Raw genomic sequence first — 24,905 nt, forward strand, 5'->3', positions numbered from 1 at the left:
GTTTTAATACATCTTGTGGCTTTTGATCAGTTGGACCTCGACATTGCCGACCTTCGGATATCCCGTGGCAGCGTGCCGGCCAGCACTCAACTCGCCGAAGGGCTCAAGGCGGCCATCGTCAAACAGCGTCTGCCCCGCGGCGCGCGATTGCCCACCGAGCGAGAACTCATCGATCGCACCCGCCTGAGCAGGGTGACCGTGCGCGCCGCCGTCGGGCTGCTCGAACGCCAGGGGTGGCTGGTACGAAAGCAAGGCCTGGGCACGTTTGTAGCCAACCCGGTGAAGCAAGAACTCGGGCCCGGCGTGCGCACCATCACCGAGGTGCTGGCGGGCTCCGGGATCACGCCGAACGTCGACGTCTTGTCGCATCGTGTCGAGGACGCGCCACAACGCGTTGCCGAGGCATTGGGCCTGTCCAAAGTCCTGTGTGTGCACCGGCGTTTTCGCGATGGTGAGCATCCCCTTGCCCTGATGATCGCCTACCTGCCACCGGGTGTGGGCAAGGCCGCGGAGCCACTTCTGAAGAGCGCGACCGACGAGCAGACCGCGCAGGCGATGGAAAGCACCTACACCATGTGGGAGCGGCGACTGGACGTTCCCATCTCCCGAGCCAACTACGAGATTCACGCGGCCGGTGCCTCGCTGGAAGTGGCCGGCGCTCTGAATCTGCCGTTGGGGTCTCCCGTGCTGGTGCTCGAGCGCACCAGCTACGGCCACGACGACAAGCCGCTCGAGGTGGTGGAGTTCCATTACCGTCCCGAGCGGTACAGATTTTCGGTCACGTTGCCGCGCTCGGTGCCCAGCCCCGGCGCCGGAATCGTGGAACGGCGCGAGTCGACCTGAGCGTGGGCCGAAACTCCCGCGAGGACGCGCTCACTCAGCGAATTCTCAACCGATTCTTCGGTGCCGCTTGGCTTGGCTCCAAGCATTCCCAAAGTCACGGGCCGGACCATCGAACTCATGACGAATGAGCAGCTGTGCGCGAACCTGGTCGAGCGTTACCTGCGCACCCGCGGGCGCCGATATTTTCGCGGCCACCACGACGGCGAATACTTCTTCGTCAGCAACGCTCCGCGGCGCCTGCATGTTCACTTCGAGATCTCTCCCGCGCACGACGACGTGTTGGTCATCCGCATCAGTCCCGCGTGCTACTTCCCGGCGGTCGATCGACCGTGGGTGACGTACTTCTGCGACCGATGGAACCGGCTTGACCGCCAGGTCACCGCGATCGTGCACGGCTCGTCGGATCCGCAGCGCGTTGGCGTAATGGCCCGCAAGTCGCAATGGATCCGAGACGACGTCACCTTCAACGATTTCGCTTCGTTCCTAGACCAGACCATCGCGGACGCCACCGAGCTTTTCGAGGAGCTGAACCCCCCGGTCGAATCGCCGCCCATGGAACGGCCGTTGCTGCGCGACGTCGGCTGACGTCAGCCTACCCCTTTTCCAGCAAACGGATATGGCATTCTCTCAAATGGAGAGGATGATATGCCAACCGGACGCTGAGGTTTGAGAGCGGCGTCGCATCGGCAACAACTAGCACGAGCCGGAACAGACAGCGAGGGGCCATGACGGGCAACGGTGTTGACGCGGCGGACAACTACGAAACCGCCAAATGGGATCCCGCTTTCACCGAGCAGGTGGCAAAGATGCTCGGACCGGCCATCAAGCGGTACTACCGGGCCGAGGTGCGAAACCTGGACAACATCCCATCCTCGGGCGGAGTCCTCTTGGTCTCCAATCACTCGGGCGGCATGCTGACCCCGGACGTGCTGATCTTCTCGCCGGCCTTCTACGACAGGTTCGGCTATGACCGCCCCGTCTACACGCTGGGCCACTACGGGCTGTTCATGGGGCCGTTGGACGGCTGGTTGCGCCGCCTCGGAGTGATCGAGGCCAGCCGCGAAAACGCCGCCACCGCCCTGCACTCCGGCGCGGTAGTGCTGGTATTCCCCGGCGGCGACTACGACTCCTACCGGCCGACCTTCAGTGCGAACACCATCGACTTCAATGGCCGCACCGGCTACGTGCGGACCGCCATCGAGGCCGGGGTGCCGATCGTGCCGACCGTATCCATCGGCGCCCAGGAGACTCAGCTGTTCCTGACCCGGGGCAACTGGCTGGCCCGCAAGCTGGGGCTGACCAAAGCGCGAATGGACATTCTGCCGATCAGCTTCGGGTTCCCCTTCGGCTTGAGCGTCATCTTCCCGCCCAACGTGCCCCTGCCGGCGAAGGTTGTCACCGAGGTTCTCGAGCCGATCGACATCACTGCCCAATTCGGCCGTGACCCCGACGTCGACGAGGTCGACGCCCACGTCCGTGCCGTCATGGAAGCCGCGCTCAAGCGGCTCGCCGGTGAGCGCCGGTTCCCGATCCTGGGCTGACCGTGAACGGGCCACGGGAGGTGGCGTGTGAAAAGACTCGACGGCGTGGACCCGAAGCCGCCCTACAGCCAGACGCCCAACCTACACACGCACTGAAGGTGGCAGTCATCGACCGGTCAACATCACGGTGTGGAGTTACGTGGACCGGCTCGGCGTCGCGGTGCTCACCGACGACCGGACCTTCAACGACCCGCACGAGGCGACGGATGCCATTGCCGCGTCATTCGCCGAATTGCGCGATGCCGCAGGCATTTCCGCTCAGCCGGCGAGCACGCCGTCCAGCACCGAATAGAACAGGCCCAGGCCGTCATCGGAGGGCCCGGTCAGCGCCTCGATGGCGTGCTCGGGATGCGGCATCAAACCCACCACGCGGCCGTTGGCCGAACTGACCCCAGCGATGTCATGCAGCGAGCCGTTGGCGTTCTCGTGGTATCGGAACACCACCCGCCCCTCGCCCTCGAGTTCCTCGATCACGTCAGCAGGCGCTACGTAGCGTCCCTCTCCCGATTTCAGCGGGACCAACAGGTCGGCGTCGGGCTCGAAGCGCGACGTCCAGGCCGTCGAAGTCGACGCCACCCGCAGCCACACGTCGCGGCAGATAAAGTGCAGACCCACATTTCGGGTCAGTGCCCCCGGCAACAGTCCTGCCTCGCAGAGCACCTGAAATCCGTTGCAAATGCCCAACACCGGCATGCCCCGCCGCGCGGCCGCCACCACCTCGGTCATCACCGGGGCGAACCGGGCGATCGCACCGGCCCGCAGATAGTCGCCGTAGGAGAACCCGCCGGGCACCACCACGGCATCCACGTTCTTCAGATCGGCGTCTGCATGCCACAGATTGACGGCCTCGGCGCCGACCCGCCGCGCCGCGCGTGCAGCGTCCACGTCGTCGAGCGTGCCGGGAAACGTGATGATCCCAATGCGTGCCGTCACTGCTTCTCCCGGCTGATCGTCCAGTCTTCGATCACGGTGTTCGCCAACAGCGATTCCGCGATCTCGGCGAGCGCCGAATCGTCGACACTGTCGTCCACTTCGAGCTCAAATCGCTTGCCCTGCCGCACATCTGAGATTCCCGGATGTCCGAGGCGACCCAGTGCGCCTACAATCGCTTGACCTTGCGGATCGAGAATCTCCGCTTTGGGCATCACGCTTACGATCACCCGGGCCACCGGCGCTCCTCCTCAGTTGGCGTTCCGGCGTCACTCTACCGGCGAAAGCGCAGCTCGGGGGTCACGGGCACGAGGCAATGTAGGCCTCGCACAGGGGTGCGCCCATGCCATTGAGCACCGGATCGTCGGCCATCGACGGCCAGGCCACCTGCGGCGGCGCCGTGGACCAGAGCGTGACCTCGCTGATCGTGCTGCTGGCCGGGTGGGCGAACAGGTAGGTGTGCATCACCACCGGGCCTCTGATCACGGCGGCCATCCGGTTCGCTTCGTCGCTGGTCAGCGACGGTGACTCCTGCGGTGCGCGCTGTTGGCAGGCCCGCAGGGCGGCGACGGCACTGCTGAAGGCCGTGGTCGCGATGGCCCCACCTCGGGCGGTGTCACCCCGCCAGTGCAAGACCTGGGCCTGCAGTTGCCACTGTCCGTCGGGATGCTGAACCGTCGCGCGAGCCGAGACGGCCGAGTCTCGAGGATCCCGGGGTATCGCCGGCGCCGCGCACAACTCCTCGAACCGGAACCGGGGGCCGGGCGCCGAACCGGTCGTCTGCGCGGCCTGGTCGGCGAGCGCTGGCCAGTGGTACACGGCGTCAAGTGGCACGGCATGCTGATCGATCCACGCGGTGTTCGGGATCCGATCGCACACGCTCGGGCAAGTCTCCGGGTCTGCGTGTGCAGGGATGACGACGGTCAGAGCAACGGCAAAAGTGCCGGCGACCAGCATCGTGGCCAGGATCACGCGCATCGGCAGCTTGTCCATCAAGGCACAATCGTAGATATGCAACTGACGCATTTCGGCCATTCGTGCCTACTTGCCGAGTTCGACCACACCCGCGTGCTCTTTGACCCCGGTACCTTCGCGCACGGTTTCGAGGGAATCACCGGCTTGACCGCCATCTTGATCACCCATCAGCACCCCGACCATGTCGACGCCAACCGGCTGCCGGCCTTGCTCGACGGCAACCCGGATGCCGCGCTGTATGCGGATCCGCAAACCACCGCGCAACTGGGCGCGCCCTGCCGCGAGGTCCGTGTCGGCGACGAGCTGCACATCGGTGAACTGACCGTTCGCGCCGTCGGCGGCAAACACGCGGTCATCCACCCGGAAATCCCTGTGATAGAGAACATCTCGTTTTTGGTCGGCGATGCCGACCACCGCGCCCGGTTGATGCACCCCGGTGACGCGCTGTTTGTGCCCGACGAGCCGGTGGACGTCTTGGCCACCCCGGCGGCCGCGCCCTGGATGAAGGTGTCCGAGGCGGTCGATTACCTGCGTGCGGTGGCTCCGGAGCGCGCCGTTCCCATTCACCAGGGGATCATCGCCCCGGACGCGCGGGGGATCTATTACGGCCGGCTCACCGAGATGACCAGCACCGACTTCCAGGTGCTGCCCGAAGAAGACGCCGTCACGTTCTAGCGCGGGGTAGCTCGGCCGTCGAGTGTGGGCCCCATGGACGAGTTGCGACGGGTAAACATACCTGTCCCCTACAGTTGGCGCCGGCTCGCCCCGTATCCGGCTACGTGATGTCGTCGGCGGCGCCGCGCCCGGCGGCGCGGCCCGAGAAGATGCAGCCACCCAGAAACGTGCCCTCCAAAGCGCGGTAGCCGTGCACGCCGCCGCCACCGAACCCGGCCACCTCGCCGGCGGCATACAGGCCGGTCAGCGGCGTGCCGTCGGACTTCAACACCCGCGAGGCGAGGTCGGTCTCGATGCCGCCCAACGTTTTTCTGGTCAGGATGTGCAGCTTGACCGCGATCATCGGTCCCGCCTTCGGATCGGTCAGCCGGTGCGGCGCCACCACCCGGCCCAGCCGATCGCCCAGATAGCTTCGCGCGGCATGGATCGCCGTGATCTGCCCGTCCTTGCTGAACTTGTTCGCCACCTCGCGATCCCGGGCGGTGACCTCGGCCTCCACCGTGGCGTAGTCCAGTGGCTGCACATCGGGCAGCTTGTTCATCGCGCTCACCAAGTCGCGCAACGAGTTTGCGCTGACGAAGTCCACACCCCGATCGACAAACGCCTGAACCGGGCCCGGCGGCCCGGAACGAGCCCGGTTTCGCAGCAGTTCGCGGATGCTCTGTCCGGTCAGGTCCGGATTCTGTTCCTGTCCGGAGAGCGCGAACTCCTTCTCAATGATCTTGGCGTTCAACACAAACCAGGTGTAGTCGAACCCTGATTTGGTGATGTACTCCAACGTGCCCAGCGTATCGAAACCGGGGTAGAGCGGGACCGGCAACCGCTTGCCACTCGCATCCAGCCACAGCGACGACGGACCCGGAATGATCCGGATCCCGTGCAGCGGCCAGATCGGGTCGTAGTTGGTGATGCCCTCGGTGTAGTGCCACATCCGGTCGGGATTGATAACCCGCGCGCCGGCCTGCTGCGCGATGGCGATCATCCGGCCGTCGACATGGGCGGGCACCCCGCTCAGGAGTTGCTCGGGGACGCGACCCATGCGTTTGGGCCAGTTCTTTCGCACCAGTTCGTGATTGGCACCGATGCCGCCACTGGTCACGATCACCGCGTCGGCACGGAATTCGAACTGCCCTACCGGTTTCCGCGATGACGCGACTCCCCTCGGCGTGGCCGTGGGCTCCAGCACCGTGCCCCGCACGCCGACCACCGCTTCGCCCTCGACGATCAACTCATCGACTTGGTGGCGGTGCGCAAAGCGCACCGATGAGCGGTCGCGCAGTTGACGAGCGAAAACCTCGACCAGCGCGGGTCCGGTGCCCCAGGTGATGTGGAAGCGGGGAACCGAATTGCCATGCCCCTGTGCGTCATACCCCCCGCGCTCGGCCCAGCCCACCAACGGGAAAAGCTTGAGTCCCCGCGTCCGCAGCCAACTGCGCTTCTCCCCGGCAGCGAAATCGACGTAGGCGTGTGCCCATTGGCGTGGCCAGTAGTCCTCGGGACGATCGAAGGCCGCGGTACCCAGCCAGTCCTGCAGCGCGAGTTCATGGCTGTCGCGGATACCCAGCCGACGTTGCTCGGGGCTGTCGACGAAGAACAGGCCGCCGAACGACCAAAACGCCTGCCCGCCCAGGTTGGCGCTGTTCTCCTGATCGACGATGAGCACCCGCAAGCCGCGGTCGACCAGTTCGCAGGCGGCGACCAAGCCGGCCAGGCCCGCCCCGACGACGATGGCATCAGCGTCGAAGCCGGCTACCGAAGAATCGCTCATATCGGACCAGGGTAATGCCCCGACGACCAGGTAAGACAGTCGCTTGGTCAGGCGGCGTGAAGCGCCGCTCTGGCCGGCTGCCAGCGGTACACGGTGGGCGTGCAGCCGTGCATCAACGCCAAGTCGACCGCGTCCACCATGGCCTGCAGCGGCCCGGGTTTGCGGAGGTGGCGTGCCGCGACCGCAACCCGCACGACGCCGCCGCGCCGGGCGATCCGCTCGGCGGACAGCACCATCATCCGGCACCACCACGGTTCGGTGAGGAAGCCCTCGCCGATGCCGAGCACGCGGGCGCGGACGGTGGTGTGGCGCACCAGATCGGTGATCCCATGCAGATCGGCCAGCAAGCGGAATCCGTTGTCCGGCAATGCTTTGACAACACCGGGCGACACCACCCAGCCGGGCGCCGCGAACAGGCGGGTCCGCAGCCCGAGGTGCTCGAGCACCCGGTCGGCGGCCATCAGTCGCAGGTTGGCCTCGTGCGCCCGCAGGATCGCGAATTCGCCGCGGCGCTTCTTGGTGGCCGCGTCGTCATAGCCGTGCAGCACAATGGCGTCGCCGCCGGCGCGGCGGTTGGTCAGCCAGTCGACGGTTCCCGGGTCCTGGTCGAGCCGGTAGTCACCGGACAGCCGCGGAGCCACGAGTAACGACACCGGTACGTCGCGGGCCTCCATCTGCGCGCAGAACGCCTCCACGTCGGGCAGGGTGCGTTCCCCAATCCCCGAGACCGAGACGATCAATTTTCCAGACACACCAGCAGTTTGCCGATCCCAGGTGTCGCAACGGTGAAGGACACGCAGACAGCAGGCGTATATGCACCCGCGCGCACACTAAGGTTTCGGCGCCCGCCGGGCCCGCGCCGACCACAACCGCCGCGCATCAGGGCCAACGCGATCAGTTCGATATGCTAACCAACGCCATGGATGAGGCCTCGTACGCGGCGGCCGGAACGCCGCCGCCCCACGCGCCGGCGGGGCAGCCGGGCGTCGAGGAACGGGAATATCCCGACAAGCTCGATGCCGCGCTGTTGCGGATCTCGGGTGTGTGCATCTTGGCCACGGTGATGGCGATCCTCGACGTCACGGTCGTCAGCGTCGCGCAACGGACCTTCATCGACCAATTTGCGTCCTCGCAGGCCGTCGTCGCCTGGACGATGACGGGCTACACGCTCGCGTTGGCAACCGTGATCCCGATAACCGGCTGGGCGGCCGACCGGTTCGGCACCAAACGGCTCTTCATGGGCTCCGTGGTGGCCTTTGTGCTGGGCTCGCTGCTATGCGCGATTGCGGCAAACATCGTGCAGCTCATCGCCTTTCGTGTGGTGCAGGGCATCGGCGGTGGCATGTTGCTGCCGTTGGGTTTCATGATCATGACTCGCGAAGCGGGCCCGGGCCGGCTCGGGCGCCTGATGTCGATACTGAGCATCCCGATGCTGCTCGCCCCGATCGCGGGACCCATCCTGGGCGGTTGGCTGATCGACACCTCGAGCTGGCGGTGGATCTTCCTGATCAATGTGCCGATCGGGTTTCTCACCATCGCCCTGGCCGCCGTCATCTTCCCGCGGGATCACCCGGCGCGGTCGGAGACCTTCGACGCCGTCGGCGTGCTGCTGCTCTCGCCGGGACTGGCGACGTTTTTGTTCGCGGTGTCCTCCATCCCGGGCCGCGGTACCGTGGCGGATCGCCACGTGGTGATACCGGCGATGATTGGGCTGGCATTGATCGCGGGTTTTGTCACGCACGCGTGGCGTTACGCCGATCATCCCCTGATTGACCTGCGGCTATTCCGCAATCCCGTGCTCACGCACGCCAACGTGACGATGCTGGTCTTCGCCGGCGCATTCTTCGGCGCCGGCCTGCTGCTGCCGAGCTATTTCCAGCAGGTTGCCCACCAAACGCCGATGCAGGCGGGAGTGCACATGATCCCTCAGGGGCTGGGCGCCATGCTGACCATGCGGCTGACCGGACCGCTGGTGGACAGGCAGGGGCCGGGAAAGATCGTGCTGGTCGGGATCGCCTTGATCACCACCGGTCTCGGCGCCTTCGCCTTCGGGACGGCCACCCAGGCGCACTATCTACCCACGCTGCTGGTCGGGCTGGCGATCATGGGCCTGGGCCTGGGCTGCACGATGATGCCGCTGTCGGTCGCCTCGGTGCAGGCACTGGCGCCCCATCAGATCGCCCGGGGAACGACGCTGATGAGCGTCAGTCACCAAGTGGGTGGCTCGATCGGGACCGCGCTGATGTCGATGATCCTGACAAACCAGTTCAATCGGAGCCCCGACATCCTCGCGGCTAACAAGCTCGCCGCACTGCGTCAGAGGGCGGCCGTCGACGGGGTGCCGGTCGACCAGTCCGCGATACCCGCGCAGTCGCTCGCCCCCGGGTTTTCGAGCAATGTGCTACACGACCTTTCGCACGCCTACACCGCGGTGTTCGTGATCGCCGTCGTCCTGGTGGTGTGCACCCTCGTTCCGGCGTGGTTCCTGCCGAAGAAGCCGGCAAGCGAAACGGCCGGGGAATAGCGCAGCTCCCCCGGTCCGTGGCCCGCATCGAGTGGCCTACGTCGACGGCTGGACCCCGGCGGCGGCCAACACCCAGGCGTATTGGAACGCGGTTTCCTCCCAGCCCTTGTAGCGACCGCTGACGCCGCCGTGCCCAGCGTTCATCTGGGTCTTCAACAGGACCGGATTACCGTCGCCGTTGGCGTGGCGCAGCGCCGCGACCCACTTGGCCGGCTCCACGTAGTAAACCCGCGTATCGTTCAGCGACGTCATCGCCAGAATCGCCGGATATCGCTTGGCCTCGACATTCTCATACGGTGAATAAGACTTCATGTAGGAGTAAACCTCCTTGTCCGCCAACGGGTTTCCCCATTCATCCCACTCGGTGACCGTCAGCGGCAACGAGGGATCCAGGATAGTGGTCAGCGGGTCGACGAACGGGACCAGCGCGAGAATGCCGGCGAAAAGCTCCGGCGCCAGATTGGCCACCGCTCCCATCAACAAACCGCCGGCGCTACCCCCCAGTGCCACAAGCTGATGCGCCCGGGTGACGCCAGCATCCACCAAATGCCGTGCGACCGCTACGAAGTCAGTGAAGGTGTTCTTCTTCTCCAAGAGCTTGCCGTGCTCGTACCACGGCCGGCCCATCTCGCCGCCGCCACGCACGTGGGCGATGGCGAACACCATGCCGCGGTCCAGCAGCGACAGCCGAGCAATGGAGAAGCTCGGATCGGTGCACAGCTCATAAGCGCCGTAACCGCATAGCAAAGCGGGAGATGGGAATTGGATGTCGGCGCGGTGCACGATGGACACCGGGATGCGGGTGCCGTCGTCGGCAACCGCCCAGTCACGCCGTTCTACGTAGTCGTCGGTTCGGTAATCGCCGAGTACGGGTTGCTCGCGCAGCAAGGTGCGTTCACCGGTGGCGAGGTCGATGTCGTAGACCCGTGCCGGGGTGACGAGTGATCCCACCCTGATCCGCAGCTTGGGTGCCGCCCAGTTGGGGTTGCCGGCCATTCCGGCGGTCATCAGCTCGGAATCAAACGAAATCTCTTCGGGCTCTGCGTATGTGCCGTCTGCGTTGATGGGCCACAGCTGCATCCGGGGCAGCGCCTCGCGCCGATAGCTGACGACCAGGAGGCCGGCGAAAGCATCCACCCCATCGAGCCGGACATCGTCGCGGTGCGGGATGAGGGTGCGCTGCTGTGCCGGATCACTGACTGGCGCCTCGGTGAGGGTGAAGTTGACCGCACCGTCGTTGTGCAGGATCAAGAACCGGTCCTGCCCGCCGATGACGGCATGCTCGACCGAATACTCGACGCCCTCGCGGCGCGGCAGCACGACGGTGAACTCGGCCTGCGGATCGGCGGCGTCGGCGTAGCGATATTCGGAGGTGATCGAGGATCCCGAGGCGATGAAGACGTAGGCCTCGCTGCGGGTGAGCCCCACGCCAAGCCAATATTTTTCGTCCGTTTCGTGATACACCAGCTCCGAGTCCGCACCGGAGCCCACCCGATACCGCCACACTTTGTCGGGACGGTGAGCGTCATCCAGGGTCGAGTAATACACGGTGCGGTTGTCGGCGGCCCACGTCGCGCCGGCCCCGATGTCGGCGATCTCGTCGGGGAACAGCTGGCCGTTGCGTAAGTCCTTGAACCGCAACGTGTAACGCTCATCACCGAGGGTGTCTACCGAGTACGCCAGCAGGTTGCCATCCAGACTCACCGTTGCGGCACCCAGGGAGAAGAACTCGTGGCCCTCGGCTTCGGCATTGGAATCGAGCAGGATCTGCTCGCCCGGGATCTCGGTGTCCTCGTCCAGGATCGGCGGATCCCAGTCGTCAGATCCGCTTATCGGACAACGGCATTGGACGCGATACTGCTTGCCCTCGTAGGTGCGCGCGTAGTACCACCAGTCGCCCTGCCGGGTCGGTACCGACAGATCCGTCTCTTTGGTGCGCGCCTTGATCTCGCCGAAAATCTGCTGCCGCAGCGGTTCGAGGTGGGCGGTCAGCTGATCGACGTAGGCGTTTTCGGCCTCGAGGTGGGCAATGACTTCCGGGTTGGTCTTTTCGCGCAGCCACTCATACGGGTCGATGAAGACGTCGCCGTGATGCTCACGCTGACTGTTTACTCGCTTGGCGACAGGGGGTACCGACCCCTCCAGGTGCGCTTCGGTCATGCGCTGGGGCCAATCCAGTCTGCGAAGCTCAAGCTGGAAATGCGTTCGTAGGCTTCGATGTACCGATCCCGGGTGGCGTCGATGATGTGTTCGGGCAGTGGCGGCGGGGGTTGTGAGCCGTGGCGGTCCCAACCCGAGTCGGGGCCGGTCAGCCAGTTGCGGACGAACTGTTTGTCGAAGCTCTTCTGGACGACGCCGACCTGGTACTCGTCGGCCGGCCAGTACCGCGACGAATCGGGCGTGAAGATCTCGTCGGCCAGCAGCAGGTTGCCTTCACGGTCGGTGCCGAACTCGAACTTGGTGTCGGCGATGATGATTCCCTTTCGGAGAGCGTGATCGGCGGCCTGAATATAGGTCTGTATCGTGCGGTCGCGCAGCTGGTTGGCGGGCACGGCACCGACCATCTCGATCACCCGCGCGAAGGGTATGTTTTCGTCGTGGTCGCCCAGTGCGGCTTTGGTCGCGGGGGTGAACAGTGGTTCGGCGAACCTGCTGGCTTCGACCAGTCCCGGCGGCAGCGCGATGCCGCAGACCGTTCCGGTCGCCTGGTAATCCAGCAATCCCGATCCGGTCAGGTAGCCGCGCGCCACACATTCCACGGGAAGCATTTCCAGCCGGCGCACCACCAGCGCGCGGCCCAGGACCTCGTCGGGGATGCGCGGATCATCAGGCGGGCCGGCCAGATGGTTGGGTGCGTCGACGAGTCCGAAGAAGAAGACGCTCATCGCGGTGAGGATGCGGCCCTTGTCCGGGATGGTGCTGTCCAGGACGAAGTCATACGCCGAGATCCGGTCGGTGGCGACGAGCAGCAGGTGATCGTCGTCGACGCGATACAGCTCGCGGACCTTGCCGCTGGCCAGATGCTGGTAGTCGGACAGTGCAGGCATCCGGTCAGCCTATCGGGCACCCTTAGATAGCCTTTGTGCTGGGATCGGGGCTATGACACCGCGGTTTCTGCCCTATTCCACCAGGCCCGGCCGGTTGGCTGTCCAGCTGTTCAGCGACTTCGTCGTCGTCGTGTGGACGGCGCTCTGGCTGCTCGTCGGCCTGGCCGTCTACGACGCCATCGCTACCATCGCCGACGCCGGCCGCCAGGTCGAGAGCGGCGCGAACGGGATCGCCGGCGACCTCGCGTCCGCCGGGCACGGCGCCCAGCACATTCCGGTGGTGGGTGACACGGTCAGCAAGCCGCTCAACTCCGCCAGCCACGCCGCGCTGGACATCGCCGGCGCAGGCCATGATCTGGACAGCGCGGCGAGCTGGCTCGCGGTGCTGCTCGCCATGGCCGTCGTGGCGGTCCCAATCCTCATCGCGGTGCTCCCGTGGTTGTTTCTGCGGCTGCGCTTCTTTCGGCGCAAGTTGGCCGTGACCGCACTGGCCGCAACACCGGCCGGTGCGCAATTGCTTGCGCTGCGCGCGTTGACCAACCGTCCGCCGCGGAAGTTGATCGCCGTGAGCGCGGATCCGGTCGGCGGTTGGCGGCGCGAGGATCCGGCCACCATCGGGGCGCTCGCCGCGCTCGAACTACGGTCGGCCGGAATCGCGATCCGCGGGAGTCAGCAGCACCCGCCGAGATAGGAGCAGCAGCCCCGCGACCACCAAAGTGAGCCACGCGGCCAGCCCATCCCAGAAAAACACCAGCGAAACGGTGAACAGCGAGGGCTGATTGATCTCGCGTGCCATGGCAAAACTTGCCGCGGAGTACATGCCCAACGGAAAGACAAAGGCCCACCACACACCGGCGAAACGCAGCACGTTGGGATACCGCCTGATGCGGTGCAGCGCGAAATAAATCAGCGGCGGTATCCACAACGTGGCCGCCACCCAGGTCACGATGGTGACCGCACGGACCGGCCCGGCCAGCCAGGCGGGAGCCACGGCGTCGATGTTGTCGCCGGCCAGCGTCGCAATCGCCATGCCCCCCATCAGGATCCAGGTATCGGGTTCGAAGCCGTCGCGGTCCTGCCGTTCGTTCACCACACGCCACATGGTCAGCCACGTCATCAGGCCGTAGATGCCCAGCGCCGCCACCCATCCGGTCACGGCCACCGCGAGCCACCAGTGATGACCGGTGTGACGAGCCGCCCGGGCGATGACGATCGCCAGACCTGAGGTTCCGACGCTGCCCAGTTGCCAGGCCCCGTGTGCGCGGTCACGCAGGTCTGTCCATCGCTGCGCCAACATGTTTCGCGCGCTGAACAGGATCAGTATCAGCCAGGACGCCAGGCCGACCCCGCCCAGTATCCGCGCCACCCAGACGTTGGACGACAGACGGGTGTCGATCACCGCACAGGCCGCCACGAAAGTGATCAGTCGCAGGGTGACGTCGGGATCGGTCAGGTCCCAGCACAACTTCTGGCCGGGGATGGCGGCCTTCGCGACGACCAGCGCAACCAGAAAAAGCAACCCGACGGTGGCGATGACACCCATCGTGTCGCTGATCAACCGGTAACCGTGATTGCGCGCGCCGATCGACAAAATCCCCGTCGCCATCACCGCGGCGAACACATCGGGCGAGGGCTCGACATCAGCGAACCGGATCGTCACGGTTGTCCGCGGAGCTCCACGACGAGGTGCCGGATGCCGGTGTGCCGATTGCTGCGGGTCCATTCGACCGGCCGGACGACTTGCACCCCGCCGAACCGAGACAGCAGCTCTTCGAACAACACCCGCAGCTCCAGCCGGGCCAGATTGGCACCCAGGCAGTAGTGCACTCCCTGGCCGAATCCCAGGTGTGGGTTCGGCTTTCGGGAAAAATCGAATTGGTCGGCGTTCGCGAACACGCCGGCATCGCGATTCGCCGAGCCTTCCCAGATCTGTATCTTCTGGCCGGCCTGGATCGACTGCCCGCCCAGCGTCACGTCGCGCGTGGCGGTGCGGCGTTTGGAGGGCGATGGCGATGTCCACCGCACCATCTCCTCGACGGCCGTGGGCAGCGCGTCGAGATCGGCGCGCAGCGACCGCAATTGGTCCGGATGGTGGGCCAACGCCAGCAGGCCGCCCCCGACCGCGTTGCGCGTGGTCTCCGCGCCGGCGCTGAACAACAGGCTGAAGAACAGGTACAGCTCGAGGTCGGACAGGGCCGATCCGGCACCGCCGTCGGAGTCATCCAGCATCGCGTTCGCCACGACCGACAGCATGTCGTCGGTCGGGTTCTCGCGCTTGGACGCGATCAGCTGCTGGCCATACTCATACATCCGCGATCCGGCCGCTGCGTCCCGTTCGGTGACCGACAGCTGCGATAGTGCGGCCTTGCGCGAGCCGCCGAAATCGAATTGCGGCTCAATGGCCTCGAACAGCCAATGTCGTTCGGATTCAGGGACTCCCAGCAGGATGCAGATCATCTGCATCGGCAATTCGGCGGCGATGTCCACCAGGAAGTCGAACGGCTCGCCCGGCACCACCGCGTCCAGCAGCCGCCGTGCCCTGGTCCGCAGGTCGTCTTCGACCAGCCGAATCATCCGCGGTGTCAGCCCCGAGCTGACCAGCCGCCGAATCTGCGAATGCCGCGGATCGTCCATCATGTTGAGCACCTGGCCCGCGATTGCCAGGTCCTGCAACAGCGTGCCGCCGTACGGCCGCGTGCCACCGGTGACCGATGAATACGTCACCGGATCTTTCAGCACCTCAAGCGTTTCCGCGTAGGTGGCCACCGACCAGAAGCCTTCGCCGTCCGGGGTGTTGTCGGTCGGTGAGTGCCAGTACACCGGCGCCTCACGGCGATGGATCGCGAACAGATCGTGCGGGAATCCGTTCGCAAAGTTGTCCAGATCGGTGAAGTCGATCTGGGCGAGCGCGTCGGCCAGCGTCACAGGATCGCGCCCGGGGCGTACTTGGCCGCGTCCGGATAGCGGCTTACCAGCGCGTCCACCTGCGCCGCTACCTCGTCCACCTGGTCACCGGCGGCGCCGGTGAACGCCTTCTTGTCTTCCAGCGCGGCATCCAGCGCGGCCCGGTCCAGCGGCAGCCGCTCGTCGGCGGCCAAGCGCTCGAGCAGGTCGGGCTCGGCTCCGCGTTCGCGCATGGCCAGCGCGGTGGCGACCGCGTGTTCGCGGATCACGTGATGTGCGGTCTCGCGCCCCACGCCGGCGCGCACCGCGGCGATCAACACCTTGGTGGTGGCCAAAAACGGCAGGTAGCGATCCAGCTCGCGACCGATCACCGCCGGATAGGCGCCGAATTCGTCGAGCACCGTCAAAAACGTCTCGATCTGGCCGTCGATCGCAAAGAAGCTGTCCGGCAACGCCACTCGTCGCACCACCGAGCAGAACACGTCGCCCTCGTTCCACTGCGCACCCGCCAGCTCGGCGGCCATCGAGGCGTAGCCACGCAGCACCACCTGCAGCCCGTTGACGCGTTCGCAGCTGCGTGTGTTCATCTTGTGCGGCATCGCCGAGGAGCCGACCTGCCCGGGCGCGAATCCCTCGGTGACCAGTTCGTGCCCGGCCATCAGCCGGATGGTGTGAGCCATCGACGACGGCCCCGCACCCAGCTGCACCAGCGCCGAGAGCACGTCGTGGTCCAGCGAGCGCGGATACACCTGCCCGATGCTGGTCAATACCGTTGCGAAGCCCAAGAACTCGGCTACGCGACGTTCGAGCTCGGCCAGCTTGGCCGCGTCCCCGCCGAGCAAATCGAGCATGTCCTGCGAGGTGCCCATCGGGCCCTTGATGCCGCGCAGCGGGTAGCGGTCGATCAATTCGCGCAGCCTGGTCAAGGCGATCAGTGTTTCCTGGGCCGCCGAGGCGAACCTCTTGCCCAACGTGGTGGCCTGCGCGGCGACGTTGTGGCTGCGTCCGGCCATCACCAGGTCGCGGTAGGCCACGGCCCGCTCCGCCAGCCTGGCGGCGACCGCCACGCCGTGGGCGAAGACCAACTCGAGCGAACGCCGAATCTGCAGTTGCTCCACATTCTCGGTCAGATCGCGACTGGTCATGCCCTTGTGCACGTGCTCGTGACCGGCCAGCGCATTGAACTCCTCGATGCGGGCCTTGACGTCGTGGCGCAGCACCCGCTCGCGGTCCGCGATCGACGCCAGGTCGACGTCCTCGATCACCCGCTCGTAGTCGGCGATGGCTTCGGCAGGTACCGAAACGCCCATTTCCGCCTGCGCGCGCAGCACCGCCAGCCACAGTCGCCGCTCGGCGATCACCTTGGCCTCCGGCGACCAGATCGCGACCATCTCGGCACTGGCGTACCGGTTGGCCAGCACATTCGGAATGCTCACTTGGTCCTCACGAACACACAGCTTACGGTCGCGCTGGTAGCGGCGGTCCGGCACCGCGAGAGTGCGATCGGCGACGTATCGCCCGAGCGAAGCGGTGGGTGGTTGCACTTTCGCGGCACAATGTGGCGGGTGTACTTCGTCGGCGTCGACCTCGCGTGGGCGGGCCGCAACCCGACCGGCGTCGCCGTCGTAGACTCCGGCGGCGATCTGGTGAGCGTGTGTGCGGTCCGCGACGACGAAGAGATCCTCTCCGCGCTGCACCCCTACGTACGCGGCGATTGCCTGGTTGCCTTCGATGCGCCGCTCGTGGTGAACAACCCGACTGGCCAGCGTCCCGCCGAGACCGCGCTCAACCGCGATTTCCGCAGGTACGAGGCCGGTGCCCACCCCTGCAACACGAGAAAACCCGAATTCGCCGACGGCCCCCGCGCGGGCCGGTTGGCCGTGGCACTGGGTCTGGATCTCGATCCGCGCTCGCCGGCCGCCCGGCGCGCCATCGAGGTCTATCCGCATGCGGCGACCGTCGCGCTTTTCCGCCTGGAGCGCACACTGAAGTACAAGGCAAGGCCCGGCCGCACCGTCGACCGGCTCAAATCCGAGCTATTGCTGCTGATGGACGGCGTCGAGCGGCTGGCTCATGCTCCCGCCCCGCTTCGCGTCGACGGGCATGAGGGATGGGTCGCGCTGCGCCGGGCCGTGACGGCCGCGCAGCGCAAAAGCGAGCTGCGCCGCGCGGAGGATCCGATCGACGCCGTCGTGTGCGCCTACGTGGCACTGTATGCGCAGCGCAAACCGAGGGATGTGACGATCTACGGCGACCTCGACACCGGGTACATCGTGACGCCGTCGCTGCCGGCAAGTCCGGTCCGCGCGTAGGGGTGGCTCAGATCTGCACGGGCCGCTGATCGATGGGCGCGAGCACCTCGATGAGGTCGACCACCGCACCCTGCGCCGCCGCGCGCGGATCGCGCCCCTCCACCAGGGCCGACACCACAGAACCGTCGACTGCGCAGATCAGCGTGCACACCAGTTCGATGTGCACCGAGCGGCCGGAGCGCTCGATGGCCTCGGCCACCGCCTCGGCTCGCTGGCGAAGGCTGCGCCGCATGGTCTCGCGCAGGGCGGGCAGGCGGATGCAGGCGACGTGCCGCTCATAGCGCGAGATCAGCTGTTCGGTAAGGCCCGGACCGGACACGTCACCCACGAGCAGATCGGCCAACACCTCCGCGATGGTCTCCGGCCCCCGGCGCCGCCGCGACAATGTGCTGACCCGCGACCGCAACTGCGCCACCTCGATCATGGCGATGTGTTCGACGGCGCGCGCGATCAGATCATCGAGCGAGGAGAAGTAATAAGTGGTCGATGCCAACGGCAATCCGGCCCGCCGCGCGACCGCCCGGTGTCGCACCGCTTCGAACCCGCCCTCGGCCAGCAGCTCGGCGGCGGCGCTCACGAGCGCATACCGCCGACGTTCTCCTTTTGGAGTAACCGCTGCAGTCACGAGTAGCCATCGTGCCAGCCAAAGTGGTACTGCATTGCCATTTCGGCCAAACGGCCAGGGCATAATGGCCCGCATGCCCGACTTGACCCGACGCGCCCTGCTCGGCCTCGGCGCCAGCGCGGCCATGGGGGCGGTGGGTGCCTACGGGTTCGACATCCTGTTAAGGCCCCGCACATCTCACGCCATGCCGGTAGCGACGGCCGGCACCCAGGTGCCGTTGGCACCGGCGCCGAACCCACCTCGCGATCCGGCTCCCCCGGCGGCGCCCGCACCGACCATGGTGACCGGTTCCTTCGTCTCAGCCGCGCGTGGCGGGGCGAACACGAATTGGGCGATCGCACGTCCGCCGGGTCAGACGAGGCCGCTGCGGCCCGTGATCGCGCTGCACGGCAAGGGCAGTGACGCCTCCACCGTGATGGCGGGCGGGGTCGAACACGGTCTGGCACAGGCCGTCGATGCCGGACTACCGCCGTTCGCGGTCGTTGCCGTCGACGGCGGCGGCGGGTATTGGCACAAGCGGTCTTCCGGTGAGGACAGCGGCGCCATGGTGCTCGACGAGCTCATCCCAATGCTGGGCAACCAGAATCTGGACACCTCGCGGGTGGCGTTCTTGGGCTGGTCGATGGGCGGCTACGGCGCGTTGCTGCTGGGCGGCCGGTTTGGACCGGCGCGTACCGCGGCGATCTGCGCAGTCAGCCCGGCGCTGTGGCTGTCTTCGGGTGCCGCCGCACCGGGAGCCTTCGACGGCCCGGACGACTTCGCGGCGAACTCGGTGTTCGGCATGCCCGCCCTGGCCTCCATCCCCATCCGGATCGACTGCGGCGACGGCGATCCGTTCTACGCCGCGACAAAGCAGTTCATTGCGCAACTGCCCAATCCGCCGGCCGGCGGGTTCTCGCCCGGCGGACACGACGGGGCATTCTGGAGTTCGCAGTTGCCTGCCGAGCTGACCTGGATGGCACCGCTGCTGACGGCGTAACGCTCAGACCGCGGGCTGGGCACTGCCCCGCAAACGGCGCGCCGCGATAGCACGCCGAAAGTCGCAGTGGCGTTACGCTCGCGAAGGTGACCACACCTTTCGACTGGACCTTCCCGTACGCCTGGCCACGCAAGCCCATCCTGGCGGAAAACGTTGTGTGCACATCGCAACCGCTTGCGGCTCAGGCTGGCCTGCGGATGCTCGCGCAGGGCGGCAGTGCGGTGGATGCGGCCATCGCCACGGCCGTCGCCCTGACGATCGTGGAGCCGGTATCCAATGGGATCGGTTCGGACGCGTTCGCCATCGTGTGGGATGGCACGAAGCTGCACGGACTGAACGCCTCGGGTCGTTCGCCCGCGGCGTGGACGCCGCAATACTTCGGCGGCAAGGGTGTTCCGATTTTTGGTTGGAATGCGGTGACCGTGCCCGGCGCGGTGTCTGCGTGGACCGAACTCCATACGAAGTTCGGCAAGCTCCCGTTCCAGCGGCTCTTCGAACCCGCAATAGACTACGGCCGCAACGGCTTTCTGGTCTCCCCGACGGTTGCCGAGCAATGGGCGGCGCAGCAGCCGGTATTTGAGAACCAGCCCGGTTTCGCCCAGGCGTTTCTGCCGGGCGGACGAGCGCCGAAACCCGGTGAGCGATTCAGCTTGCCCGATCATGCCACCACGCTCGAAGCGATCGCCACGACCAACGGCGAGGCGTTCTACCGCGGGGAACTGGCCACCAAACTCGAGGCGCACGCGCTGGACAACGACGGCGCCATGCGGGCCAGCGACCTGGCGGCTCACCGTGCCGACTGGGTCGGCACGGTCGACGGCGACTACCGCGGGTACACGGTGCACGAGATCCCACCCAACGGGCAGGGAATCGTCGCGCTGATCGCCCTGGGTATCCTGGAGCATTTCGACATGGGTTCGCTGCCAGCGGATTCCGCCGACAGCGTGCACCTGCAGATCGAAGCGGTGAAGCTGGCGTTCGCCGACGCGCAGGCCTACGTCGCCGACATCGAGCACATGCCACTGGGGCCGGAACGGCTGTTGGACAAGGAATATCTGAGGCAGCGCGCGGCGCTGATCGAGCGCGGTCGAGCCAAGCCCGCATCCGCCGGAGCGCCGGTGGGTGGAACCGTCTATCTGACCGCGGCCGACGCCGCCGGAATGATGGTGTCGATGATCCAGTCGAACTACATGGGGTTCGGTTCGGGCGTGGTGGTGCCACGCACCGGAATATCGCTGCAGAATCGGGGTGCGAATTTCGTTGCGACCCCCGGCCATCCGAACACCGTGGGCCCGAACAAGCGTCCTTACCACACCATCATCCCGGGGTTTGTGACCAAAGGCGGCGCCCCGGTCATGAGTTTCGGGGTGATGGGCGGAATGATGCAGCCCCAGGGTCATGTGCAAGTGCTGGTGCGCATCGCCGACCACGGGCAGAACCCGCAGGCGGCATGCGATGCCCCGAGGTTCCGCTGGGTGGAGGGTATGCAGGTCAGCTGCGAAACGGGTTTCCCGGGTGCGACGCTGGACGAGTTGCGCCGGCGCGGACACGATTTGGTTGCCGTCGACGACTACAACCAATTTGGCAGCTGTCAGGCGATCTGGCGTCTCGAGGGCGGCTACTTGGCGGCCAGCGATCCGCGTCGGGACGGTCAGGCCGCCGCGTTTTAGACGTGGATCTTCCCGTCGGCCGCCAGCAGGGCGATGTCGCTGCGGAAATGGCTGCCCGGCAGTCGAATTGAACGCACGACCTCGTAGGCTTTGGCCCGCGCGGCCGTCAGGTCGGCGCCCATGCCCACCACCGACAGCACCCGCCCGCCCGACGAGACGATCTCGCCATCGTCGCGCCGCGCCGTTCCGGCGTGCAGCACCCCGTCGGCTTCCGAGCCGACGATGACGTCACCCACCCGGGGGCGTCCGGGGTAGCTCTCCGCCGCCACCACCACCGTCACGGCGGCACCGCCGTGCCAGCGCAGCTCACCGAAGTCCGCCAATGTGCCACTGCCCGCGGCATACAACAGCTGCCCGAGCGGCGATTCCAGCAGCGCCAGCACGGCCTGTGTCTCGGGATCGCCGAAACGACAATTGAATTCAACGACCGCAGGTCCGTTCGCCGTGATGGCGAGTCCGGCATACAGCAGGCCGCAAAACGGGCTGCCGCGCGCAACCATCTCGGCCGCAACGGGTTCGACGATGTTGCTGACCACATCGCGATACATCTCATCGGGAAGCCACGGAACCGGCGCGTAGGCACCCATACCACCGGTGTTGGGCCCGCTGTCGCCGTCACCGACACGCTTGAAATCCTGCGCCGGCAGCAAGGGGACCACGGTTGCGCCGTCGACCACGCAGAACAGTGATACCTCGGGGCCGTCCAGGTAGGACTCCAGCAGTACCGGGTGTCCGGCCTCGAGGAGCCCGGCGGCGTGCGCGCGTGCGACACCGCGATCCGCGGTCACCACCACGCCCTTCCCCGCCGCCAGGCGGTCGTCCTTCACCACCCAGGCGGCATCCCCCACCGGGGGGCCGAACCGGTTTAGCGCCGCATCCAAATGCGCGGGGGTATCGACGATTTTAGTGGTCGCGGTGCGCACCCCCGCTGCGGCCATCACCTCTTTGGCGAATGCCTTTGAGCCTTCGATGCGAGCGGCGTCCTTGCTGGGGCCGAAGCAGACGATGCCGGCGGCTCGCACCGCGTCGGCCACCCCGAGGACAAGCGGCACTTCGGGACCGATGACCACGAGGTCGGCGCGGACCTCGCGAGCCAGGGCAACGACGTCTTCGGCCGAGGTGACATCGACCTCGTGCTGGTCGGCGAGCCGGGCCGTTCCGGCGTTGCCGGGAGCGATGGCGAGCCCCGTGACCTGGGGGTCTTTGCGAAGCGCCAAGAGCAACGCATGCTCACGGGCACCGGAGCCGATCACCAGGACGCGCACGACACGTCAGACTAGCCCGGTCAAATGTCTCACGCCCACACTCCCCGGATTCAGAGGATTTTTTCGAGCAGCGTCTTGAGGTCGTTGCGCTGCGAGGCGGTGAGGCGGCCGAGGCGCTTGTCGAACTCGTCGGAGAGCACGGTCAGGCCTTTTTTCGCGGCCTGACGCCCGGCCGGGGTGCGTAGCAGCCGATGGCGACGCAAATCGGACGGGTCGATCTCGCGACGCACGAACCCGGCGGCCTCGAGCCGCTTCAGGTAGAGGGTCACCGTCGCCTTGGGCATGCTCAGTGTCGCGGCCAGTTCAGCCGGATAAGGATGCTCGTCGATCTCTGCGAGCACAAACAGCTCCTTGGACTCGAGGCCCAGCGCGCGGATGTCGGCCTCGGCGCCCGAGATGACCGAGAGCAGCACCCGGTAGTTCAGTGACCAGATCTTGGCCGCATCGACTGCAGTCATCGACTTGCCATATTGTTCAGCTATGAACTAGTTTAGTAATGAACAACCCCATGGTCGAACAATCTACCAGGAAGTGGGCCCCATGCCGCTGGATCAATATGTGACACTCGGGCGATCCGGTTTGCGCGTCAGCCCCCTGTGTCTGGGCGCGATGACGTTCGGCGAAGACCTCGGCTGGGGCACCAGTGTGGAAGAGTCCCACCAGATCATCGATCGATACTTCGAGCTCGGCGGCAACTTCATCGACACCGCCAACTTCTACACCCGAAGCCACTCCGAAAAGATCATCGGCGACCACATCGGTCGCCACCCCGCCCGTCGCGATCGGGTGGCGATCGCGACCAAATTCAGCGGCAACCTGTATCCCGGTGATCCCAACGGCGGCGGCTCGGGCCGCAAGTCGCTGATCAACGCGTGCGAAAACTCGTTGCGGCGCTTGCAAACCGACTACATCGACCTGTACTGGCTGCACATCTGGGATGCGAACACCCCCATCGAGGAGACCATGGCGGCACTCGAGGACCTCGTTCGCGCCGGCAAGGTGCGTTACATCGGCGTTTCGGACACCCCGGCGTGGAAGATCGCCCAGGCCAACCTCATCGCCCTTTTCCGCGGCTGGTCGGCGTTCGTCGGATTGCAGGTCGAATACTCGTTGCTCGAGCGCGCCATCGAACAGGAACTCGTGCCGATGGCGTCCGAATTCGGTCTGGGTATCACGCCGTGGTCGCCGTTGAAGGGCGGCGTCCTCAGCGGAAAGTACACCCGCGCCAACGCCGGCCAGCACAACGCCGACCGCGGCGCCATGGTCGACTCCTTTCTCAACGAGAAGACCTACGCCGTCATCGACGAACTCGAGGCCATTGCGAAGGCGCACCAGACGAACGTCGCCAGCGTGGCACTGGCCTGGGCGCGCGCGCAGCGGGCCGTCTCATCGGTCATCATCGGGGCGCGCCGGCTCTCCCAGCTCGAGGACAACGTCCGAGCCGCCAACGTGAATCTCGGCGCCGAGGACCTGGCGCGGCTCGATGCGCTGACCAAACCGAGGTTCGGGTTCCCGCACAACATGCTGCAACTTGCCCCCGGCATCATCAACGGTGGAACGACGATCAACGGCGTCACCGCGCCGATCTCGGAGTATGTGATGCCCGAAGGCGTTCAGCCGTATTGATAGCTTCCTCAGCCGAGGCTTTGATAGATCAGCCGCGCGTATTTGCGGGTTCGATCGGTCCCGGATGGGGTGACCTGTCCCATCTTGTTCATCACATAAGCGAAGGTGGTGTGGCAGTACGGATTCATGACCACCATGGAGCCGCCCCATCCGCCCCAGAAGCAGACCTTCTCGTCCGGGATGTCCGGCACTGCCTCGGGTTGAGGTAACGCGAAGCCGATGCCCCATCGTGCGGGCATTGCCAGCACCAGGTCGGTGCCGTTGGCTTGCTCCTGGAAGATCAGGTCTATCGTGTCGGGGCTCAGCAGCCTTGCCCCATTGGCACTGCCACCCAAGGAGATCGGCGACAAAGCACGGACGAGCGAGCGCGCGTGCCCGTGACCGTTGCCCGAACCGATATCTGCGCGCCGCCATGCGGACGTCTCAGCCGCCAGCGCCATTTCCGAAGTGGGCGGCGTTGCGGCGAACGTCTTGTACATCGGATGGTCGTGAGGCACCGTGCTCAGCGGCACATCCAGCGGCGGGGGTGGCACGAGCTCGGCGATGCGGGCATCGTCTTTCGGCCCGGCACCGATCTGGAAGTCGGCTTCCAGCGGTTCGGCGATCTCCTGTCGCACAAACTCTTTCAGTGATTTGCCGGTGATCCGACGCACGACCTCCCCAATGAGGTGGCCGCTGGTCAACGCGTGATAGCCCGACGCGGTGCCGGGTTCCCACCACGGCGCCTGGGCCGCGAGTTGGGACGTGGACTTCTCCCAGTCGTAGATGTCCTCCAGCGTGAACGGCATCTCCCAGCCGGACACCCCCGAGGTGTGGCTGAGCACGTGGCGTACCTCCACATGGTCCTTACCGTTGGCGGCGAACTCGGGCCAGTACTTGGCAACGGGGGCGAACGGGTCGAGCAGGCCACGGTCGATCAGGATCAATGCCGCGAGCGCGGTCACGTTCTTGGTGCTGGAGAAGACGTTGACTATGGTGTCTTTTGACCATTCCCGGGTTTTCGCCCGATCGGCATGCCCGCCCCAGATGTCGACGACCAGCTCGCCGCCGACATCGACAGCGATGGCGGCGCCTAGCTCACCACCCGTGGTGACCTCGTCAGCCAGCGCGGCGACGAGATCCTCGAAGCGGCTGTCGTAGTGCCCGTGCAGGACATCCGTCGTGAAGTGGGCGTCGATCGAAGCGCGGTTGCCGGCAAGACCGGTTCTGGTGTTCATGTGT

Annotated in this window: 24 protein-coding genes and 1 pseudogene; 11 read left to right on the forward strand and 14 right to left on the reverse strand. The window is 66.2% G+C overall.

Translation table 11 applies throughout. The annotated features are described in order from the left end of the window. Nucleotides 1-15 precede the first annotated feature (15 nt). The 4 genes and pseudogenes from A5686_RS00855 to A5686_RS26260 all read left to right on the forward strand — a co-directional run. Nucleotides 16-843 carry a GntR family transcriptional regulator gene (locus tag A5686_RS00855; RefSeq protein WP_067929873.1) on the forward strand — a complete coding sequence of 276 codons (828 nt, stop codon included), beginning with the start codon at nucleotides 16-18 and terminating at the stop codon, nucleotides 841-843. Between the two features lie 117 nt (nucleotides 844-960). Continuing rightward, nucleotides 961-1,428, forward strand: a complete 468-nt coding sequence (locus tag A5686_RS00860) for a YbjN domain-containing protein (protein ID WP_067929874.1) — start codon at nucleotides 961-963, stop codon at nucleotides 1,426-1,428. Between the two features lie 140 nt (nucleotides 1,429-1,568). Further along, nucleotides 1,569-2,384: a lysophospholipid acyltransferase family protein gene (locus A5686_RS00865; protein WP_067929875.1), complete on the forward strand. Its 816-nt coding sequence runs from the start codon at nucleotides 1,569-1,571 to the stop codon at nucleotides 2,382-2,384. Nucleotides 2,385-2,496: 112 nt separating this feature from the next. Next, nucleotides 2,497-2,676, forward strand: a pseudogene (locus A5686_RS26260) (WS/DGAT domain-containing protein); the annotation flags it as partial. Here A5686_RS26260 and purQ read toward each other — a convergent pair. The 3 genes from purQ to A5686_RS00880 all read right to left on the reverse strand — a co-directional run bounded on the left by purQ (nucleotide 2,643) and on the right by A5686_RS00880 (nucleotide 4,349). Continuing rightward, the gene (gene purQ, locus A5686_RS00870; RefSeq protein ID WP_067929876.1) at nucleotides 2,643-3,317 is read right to left on the reverse strand and encodes a phosphoribosylformylglycinamidine synthase subunit PurQ; all 675 of its coding nucleotides are present in this window, start codon (nucleotides 3,315-3,317) and stop codon (nucleotides 2,643-2,645) included. The pseudogene A5686_RS26260 and the gene purQ sit on opposite strands and share 34 nt — an antisense overlap. Further along, the gene (gene purS, locus A5686_RS00875) at nucleotides 3,314-3,553 is read right to left on the reverse strand and encodes a phosphoribosylformylglycinamidine synthase subunit PurS (protein WP_067929877.1); all 240 of its coding nucleotides are present in this window, start codon (nucleotides 3,551-3,553) and stop codon (nucleotides 3,314-3,316) included. Before purS ends, purQ begins: the two co-directional genes overlap by 4 nt. 61 nt (nucleotides 3,554-3,614) lie before the next feature. Further along, nucleotides 3,615-4,349 (reverse strand): ATPase, encoded by a 735-nt coding sequence (locus A5686_RS00880; protein ID WP_197520439.1) that lies wholly within the window; start codon nucleotides 4,347-4,349, stop codon nucleotides 3,615-3,617. On the opposite strand from A5686_RS00880, the gene A5686_RS00885 reads away from it, so the two are divergent. Further along, nucleotides 4,326-4,964, forward strand: coding sequence for an MBL fold metallo-hydrolase (locus A5686_RS00885; protein WP_067929878.1), 639 nt, complete (start codon nucleotides 4,326-4,328; stop codon nucleotides 4,962-4,964). The genes A5686_RS00880 and A5686_RS00885 overlap by 24 nt on opposite strands. 100 nt (nucleotides 4,965-5,064) lie before the next feature. Here A5686_RS00885 and A5686_RS00890 read toward each other — a convergent pair whose 3' ends face one another. After that, on the reverse strand, nucleotides 5,065-6,732 hold the full coding sequence (locus A5686_RS00890) for an FAD-binding dehydrogenase (RefSeq protein ID WP_067929879.1): 1,668 nt from the start codon (nucleotides 6,730-6,732) through the stop codon (nucleotides 5,065-5,067). Between the two features lie 47 nt (nucleotides 6,733-6,779). Then, a complete protein-coding gene (locus A5686_RS00895) occupies nucleotides 6,780-7,484 on the reverse strand; it encodes a DUF2334 domain-containing protein (RefSeq protein ID WP_067929880.1) in 705 nt (234 codons plus the stop codon). Nucleotides 7,485-7,636: 152 nt separating this feature from the next. Here A5686_RS00895 and A5686_RS00900 point away from each other — a divergent pair, with 152 nt between their 5' ends. Next, a complete protein-coding gene (locus tag A5686_RS00900) occupies nucleotides 7,637-9,256 on the forward strand; it encodes a DHA2 family efflux MFS transporter permease subunit (protein ID WP_231986241.1) in 1,620 nt (539 codons plus the stop codon). A gap of 36 nt (nucleotides 9,257-9,292) precedes the next feature. Here the strand turns inward: A5686_RS00900 and A5686_RS00905 are convergent, their stop codons facing one another. Both A5686_RS00905 and A5686_RS00910 read right to left on the reverse strand, forming a co-directional pair. Then, complete coding sequence (locus A5686_RS00905; protein WP_067929881.1) at nucleotides 9,293-11,416, reverse strand: S9 family peptidase; 2,124 nt, start codon at nucleotides 11,414-11,416, stop codon at nucleotides 9,293-9,295. After that, a complete protein-coding gene (locus A5686_RS00910) occupies nucleotides 11,413-12,303 on the reverse strand; it encodes a phosphoribosylaminoimidazolesuccinocarboxamide synthase (RefSeq protein WP_067929882.1) in 891 nt (296 codons plus the stop codon). The genes A5686_RS00905 and A5686_RS00910 overlap by 4 nt, the downstream gene beginning before the upstream one ends. A 52-nt stretch (nucleotides 12,304-12,355) precedes the next feature. Between A5686_RS00910 and A5686_RS00915 the strand changes: the two genes are divergently transcribed. After that, entirely contained in the window at nucleotides 12,356-12,994 is a 639-nt protein-coding gene (locus tag A5686_RS00915) for a hypothetical protein (RefSeq protein ID WP_067929883.1), read from the forward strand. Here A5686_RS00915 and A5686_RS00920 read toward each other — a convergent pair. Genes A5686_RS00920 through purB form a run of 3 tightly spaced genes read right to left on the reverse strand, consistent with a single transcriptional unit; the run spans nucleotide 12,941 to nucleotide 16,643 of the window. After that, nucleotides 12,941-13,963, reverse strand: coding sequence for a tellurite resistance/C4-dicarboxylate transporter family protein (locus A5686_RS00920; protein ID WP_067929884.1), 1,023 nt, complete (start codon nucleotides 13,961-13,963; stop codon nucleotides 12,941-12,943). The two genes, A5686_RS00915 and A5686_RS00920, sit on opposite strands and share 54 nt — an antisense overlap. Continuing rightward, nucleotides 13,960-15,228 carry a cytochrome P450 gene (locus A5686_RS00925; RefSeq protein ID WP_067929885.1) on the reverse strand — a complete coding sequence of 423 codons (1,269 nt, stop codon included), beginning with the start codon at nucleotides 15,226-15,228 and terminating at the stop codon, nucleotides 13,960-13,962. The genes A5686_RS00920 and A5686_RS00925 overlap by 4 nt, the downstream gene beginning before the upstream one ends. Further along, on the reverse strand, nucleotides 15,225-16,643 hold the full coding sequence (gene purB, locus A5686_RS00930; RefSeq protein WP_067929908.1) for an adenylosuccinate lyase: 1,419 nt from the start codon (nucleotides 16,641-16,643) through the stop codon (nucleotides 15,225-15,227). The genes A5686_RS00925 and purB overlap by 4 nt, the downstream gene beginning before the upstream one ends. Nucleotides 16,644-16,772: 129 nt before the next feature. Between purB and A5686_RS00935 the strand changes: the two genes are divergently transcribed. Then, a complete protein-coding gene (locus tag A5686_RS00935; protein WP_067929909.1) occupies nucleotides 16,773-17,519 on the forward strand; it encodes a DUF429 domain-containing protein in 747 nt (248 codons plus the stop codon). Nucleotides 17,520-17,526: 7 nt separating this feature from the next. Here the strand turns inward: A5686_RS00935 and A5686_RS00940 are convergent, their stop codons facing one another. After that, nucleotides 17,527-18,144 (reverse strand): TetR/AcrR family transcriptional regulator, encoded by a 618-nt coding sequence (locus tag A5686_RS00940; RefSeq protein ID WP_067929886.1) that lies wholly within the window; start codon nucleotides 18,142-18,144, stop codon nucleotides 17,527-17,529. Between the two features lie 61 nt (nucleotides 18,145-18,205). Here A5686_RS00940 and A5686_RS00945 point away from each other — a divergent pair, with 61 nt between their 5' ends. Continuing rightward, the gene (locus A5686_RS00945) at nucleotides 18,206-19,123 is read left to right on the forward strand and encodes an alpha/beta hydrolase-fold protein (protein ID WP_067929910.1); all 918 of its coding nucleotides are present in this window, start codon (nucleotides 18,206-18,208) and stop codon (nucleotides 19,121-19,123) included. A gap of 86 nt (nucleotides 19,124-19,209) precedes the next feature. After that, nucleotides 19,210-20,793 (forward strand): gamma-glutamyltransferase family protein, encoded by a 1,584-nt coding sequence (locus tag A5686_RS00950; protein WP_067929887.1) that lies wholly within the window; start codon nucleotides 19,210-19,212, stop codon nucleotides 20,791-20,793. On the opposite strand, the gene purD is transcribed toward A5686_RS00950, so the two are convergent. Together purD and A5686_RS00960 are read right to left on the reverse strand one after the other, a co-directional pair. Then, nucleotides 20,790-22,058, reverse strand: coding sequence for a phosphoribosylamine--glycine ligase (gene purD / locus A5686_RS00955; RefSeq protein ID WP_067929888.1), 1,269 nt, complete (start codon nucleotides 22,056-22,058; stop codon nucleotides 20,790-20,792). The two genes, A5686_RS00950 and purD, sit on opposite strands and share 4 nt — an antisense overlap. A gap of 50 nt (nucleotides 22,059-22,108) precedes the next feature. Beyond that, the gene (locus tag A5686_RS00960) at nucleotides 22,109-22,516 is read right to left on the reverse strand and encodes a MarR family winged helix-turn-helix transcriptional regulator (RefSeq protein WP_067929889.1); all 408 of its coding nucleotides are present in this window, start codon (nucleotides 22,514-22,516) and stop codon (nucleotides 22,109-22,111) included. 73 nt (nucleotides 22,517-22,589) lie between these two features. On the opposite strand from A5686_RS00960, the gene A5686_RS00965 reads away from it, so the two are divergent. Further along, on the forward strand, nucleotides 22,590-23,684 hold the full coding sequence (locus A5686_RS00965) for an aldo/keto reductase (RefSeq protein WP_067929890.1): 1,095 nt from the start codon (nucleotides 22,590-22,592) through the stop codon (nucleotides 23,682-23,684). 8 nt (nucleotides 23,685-23,692) lie between these two features. Here the strand turns inward: A5686_RS00965 and A5686_RS00970 are convergent, their stop codons facing one another. Beyond that, nucleotides 23,693-24,901: a serine hydrolase domain-containing protein gene (locus A5686_RS00970; protein WP_082947400.1), complete on the reverse strand. Its 1,209-nt coding sequence runs from the start codon at nucleotides 24,899-24,901 to the stop codon at nucleotides 23,693-23,695. Between the last annotated feature and the right edge of the window lie 4 nt (nucleotides 24,902-24,905).

It is taken from the genome of Mycobacterium sp. E2479 (assembly GCF_001667925.1).
In the GTDB taxonomy this organism is placed as follows: domain Bacteria; phylum Actinomycetota; class Actinomycetes; order Mycobacteriales; family Mycobacteriaceae; genus Mycobacterium.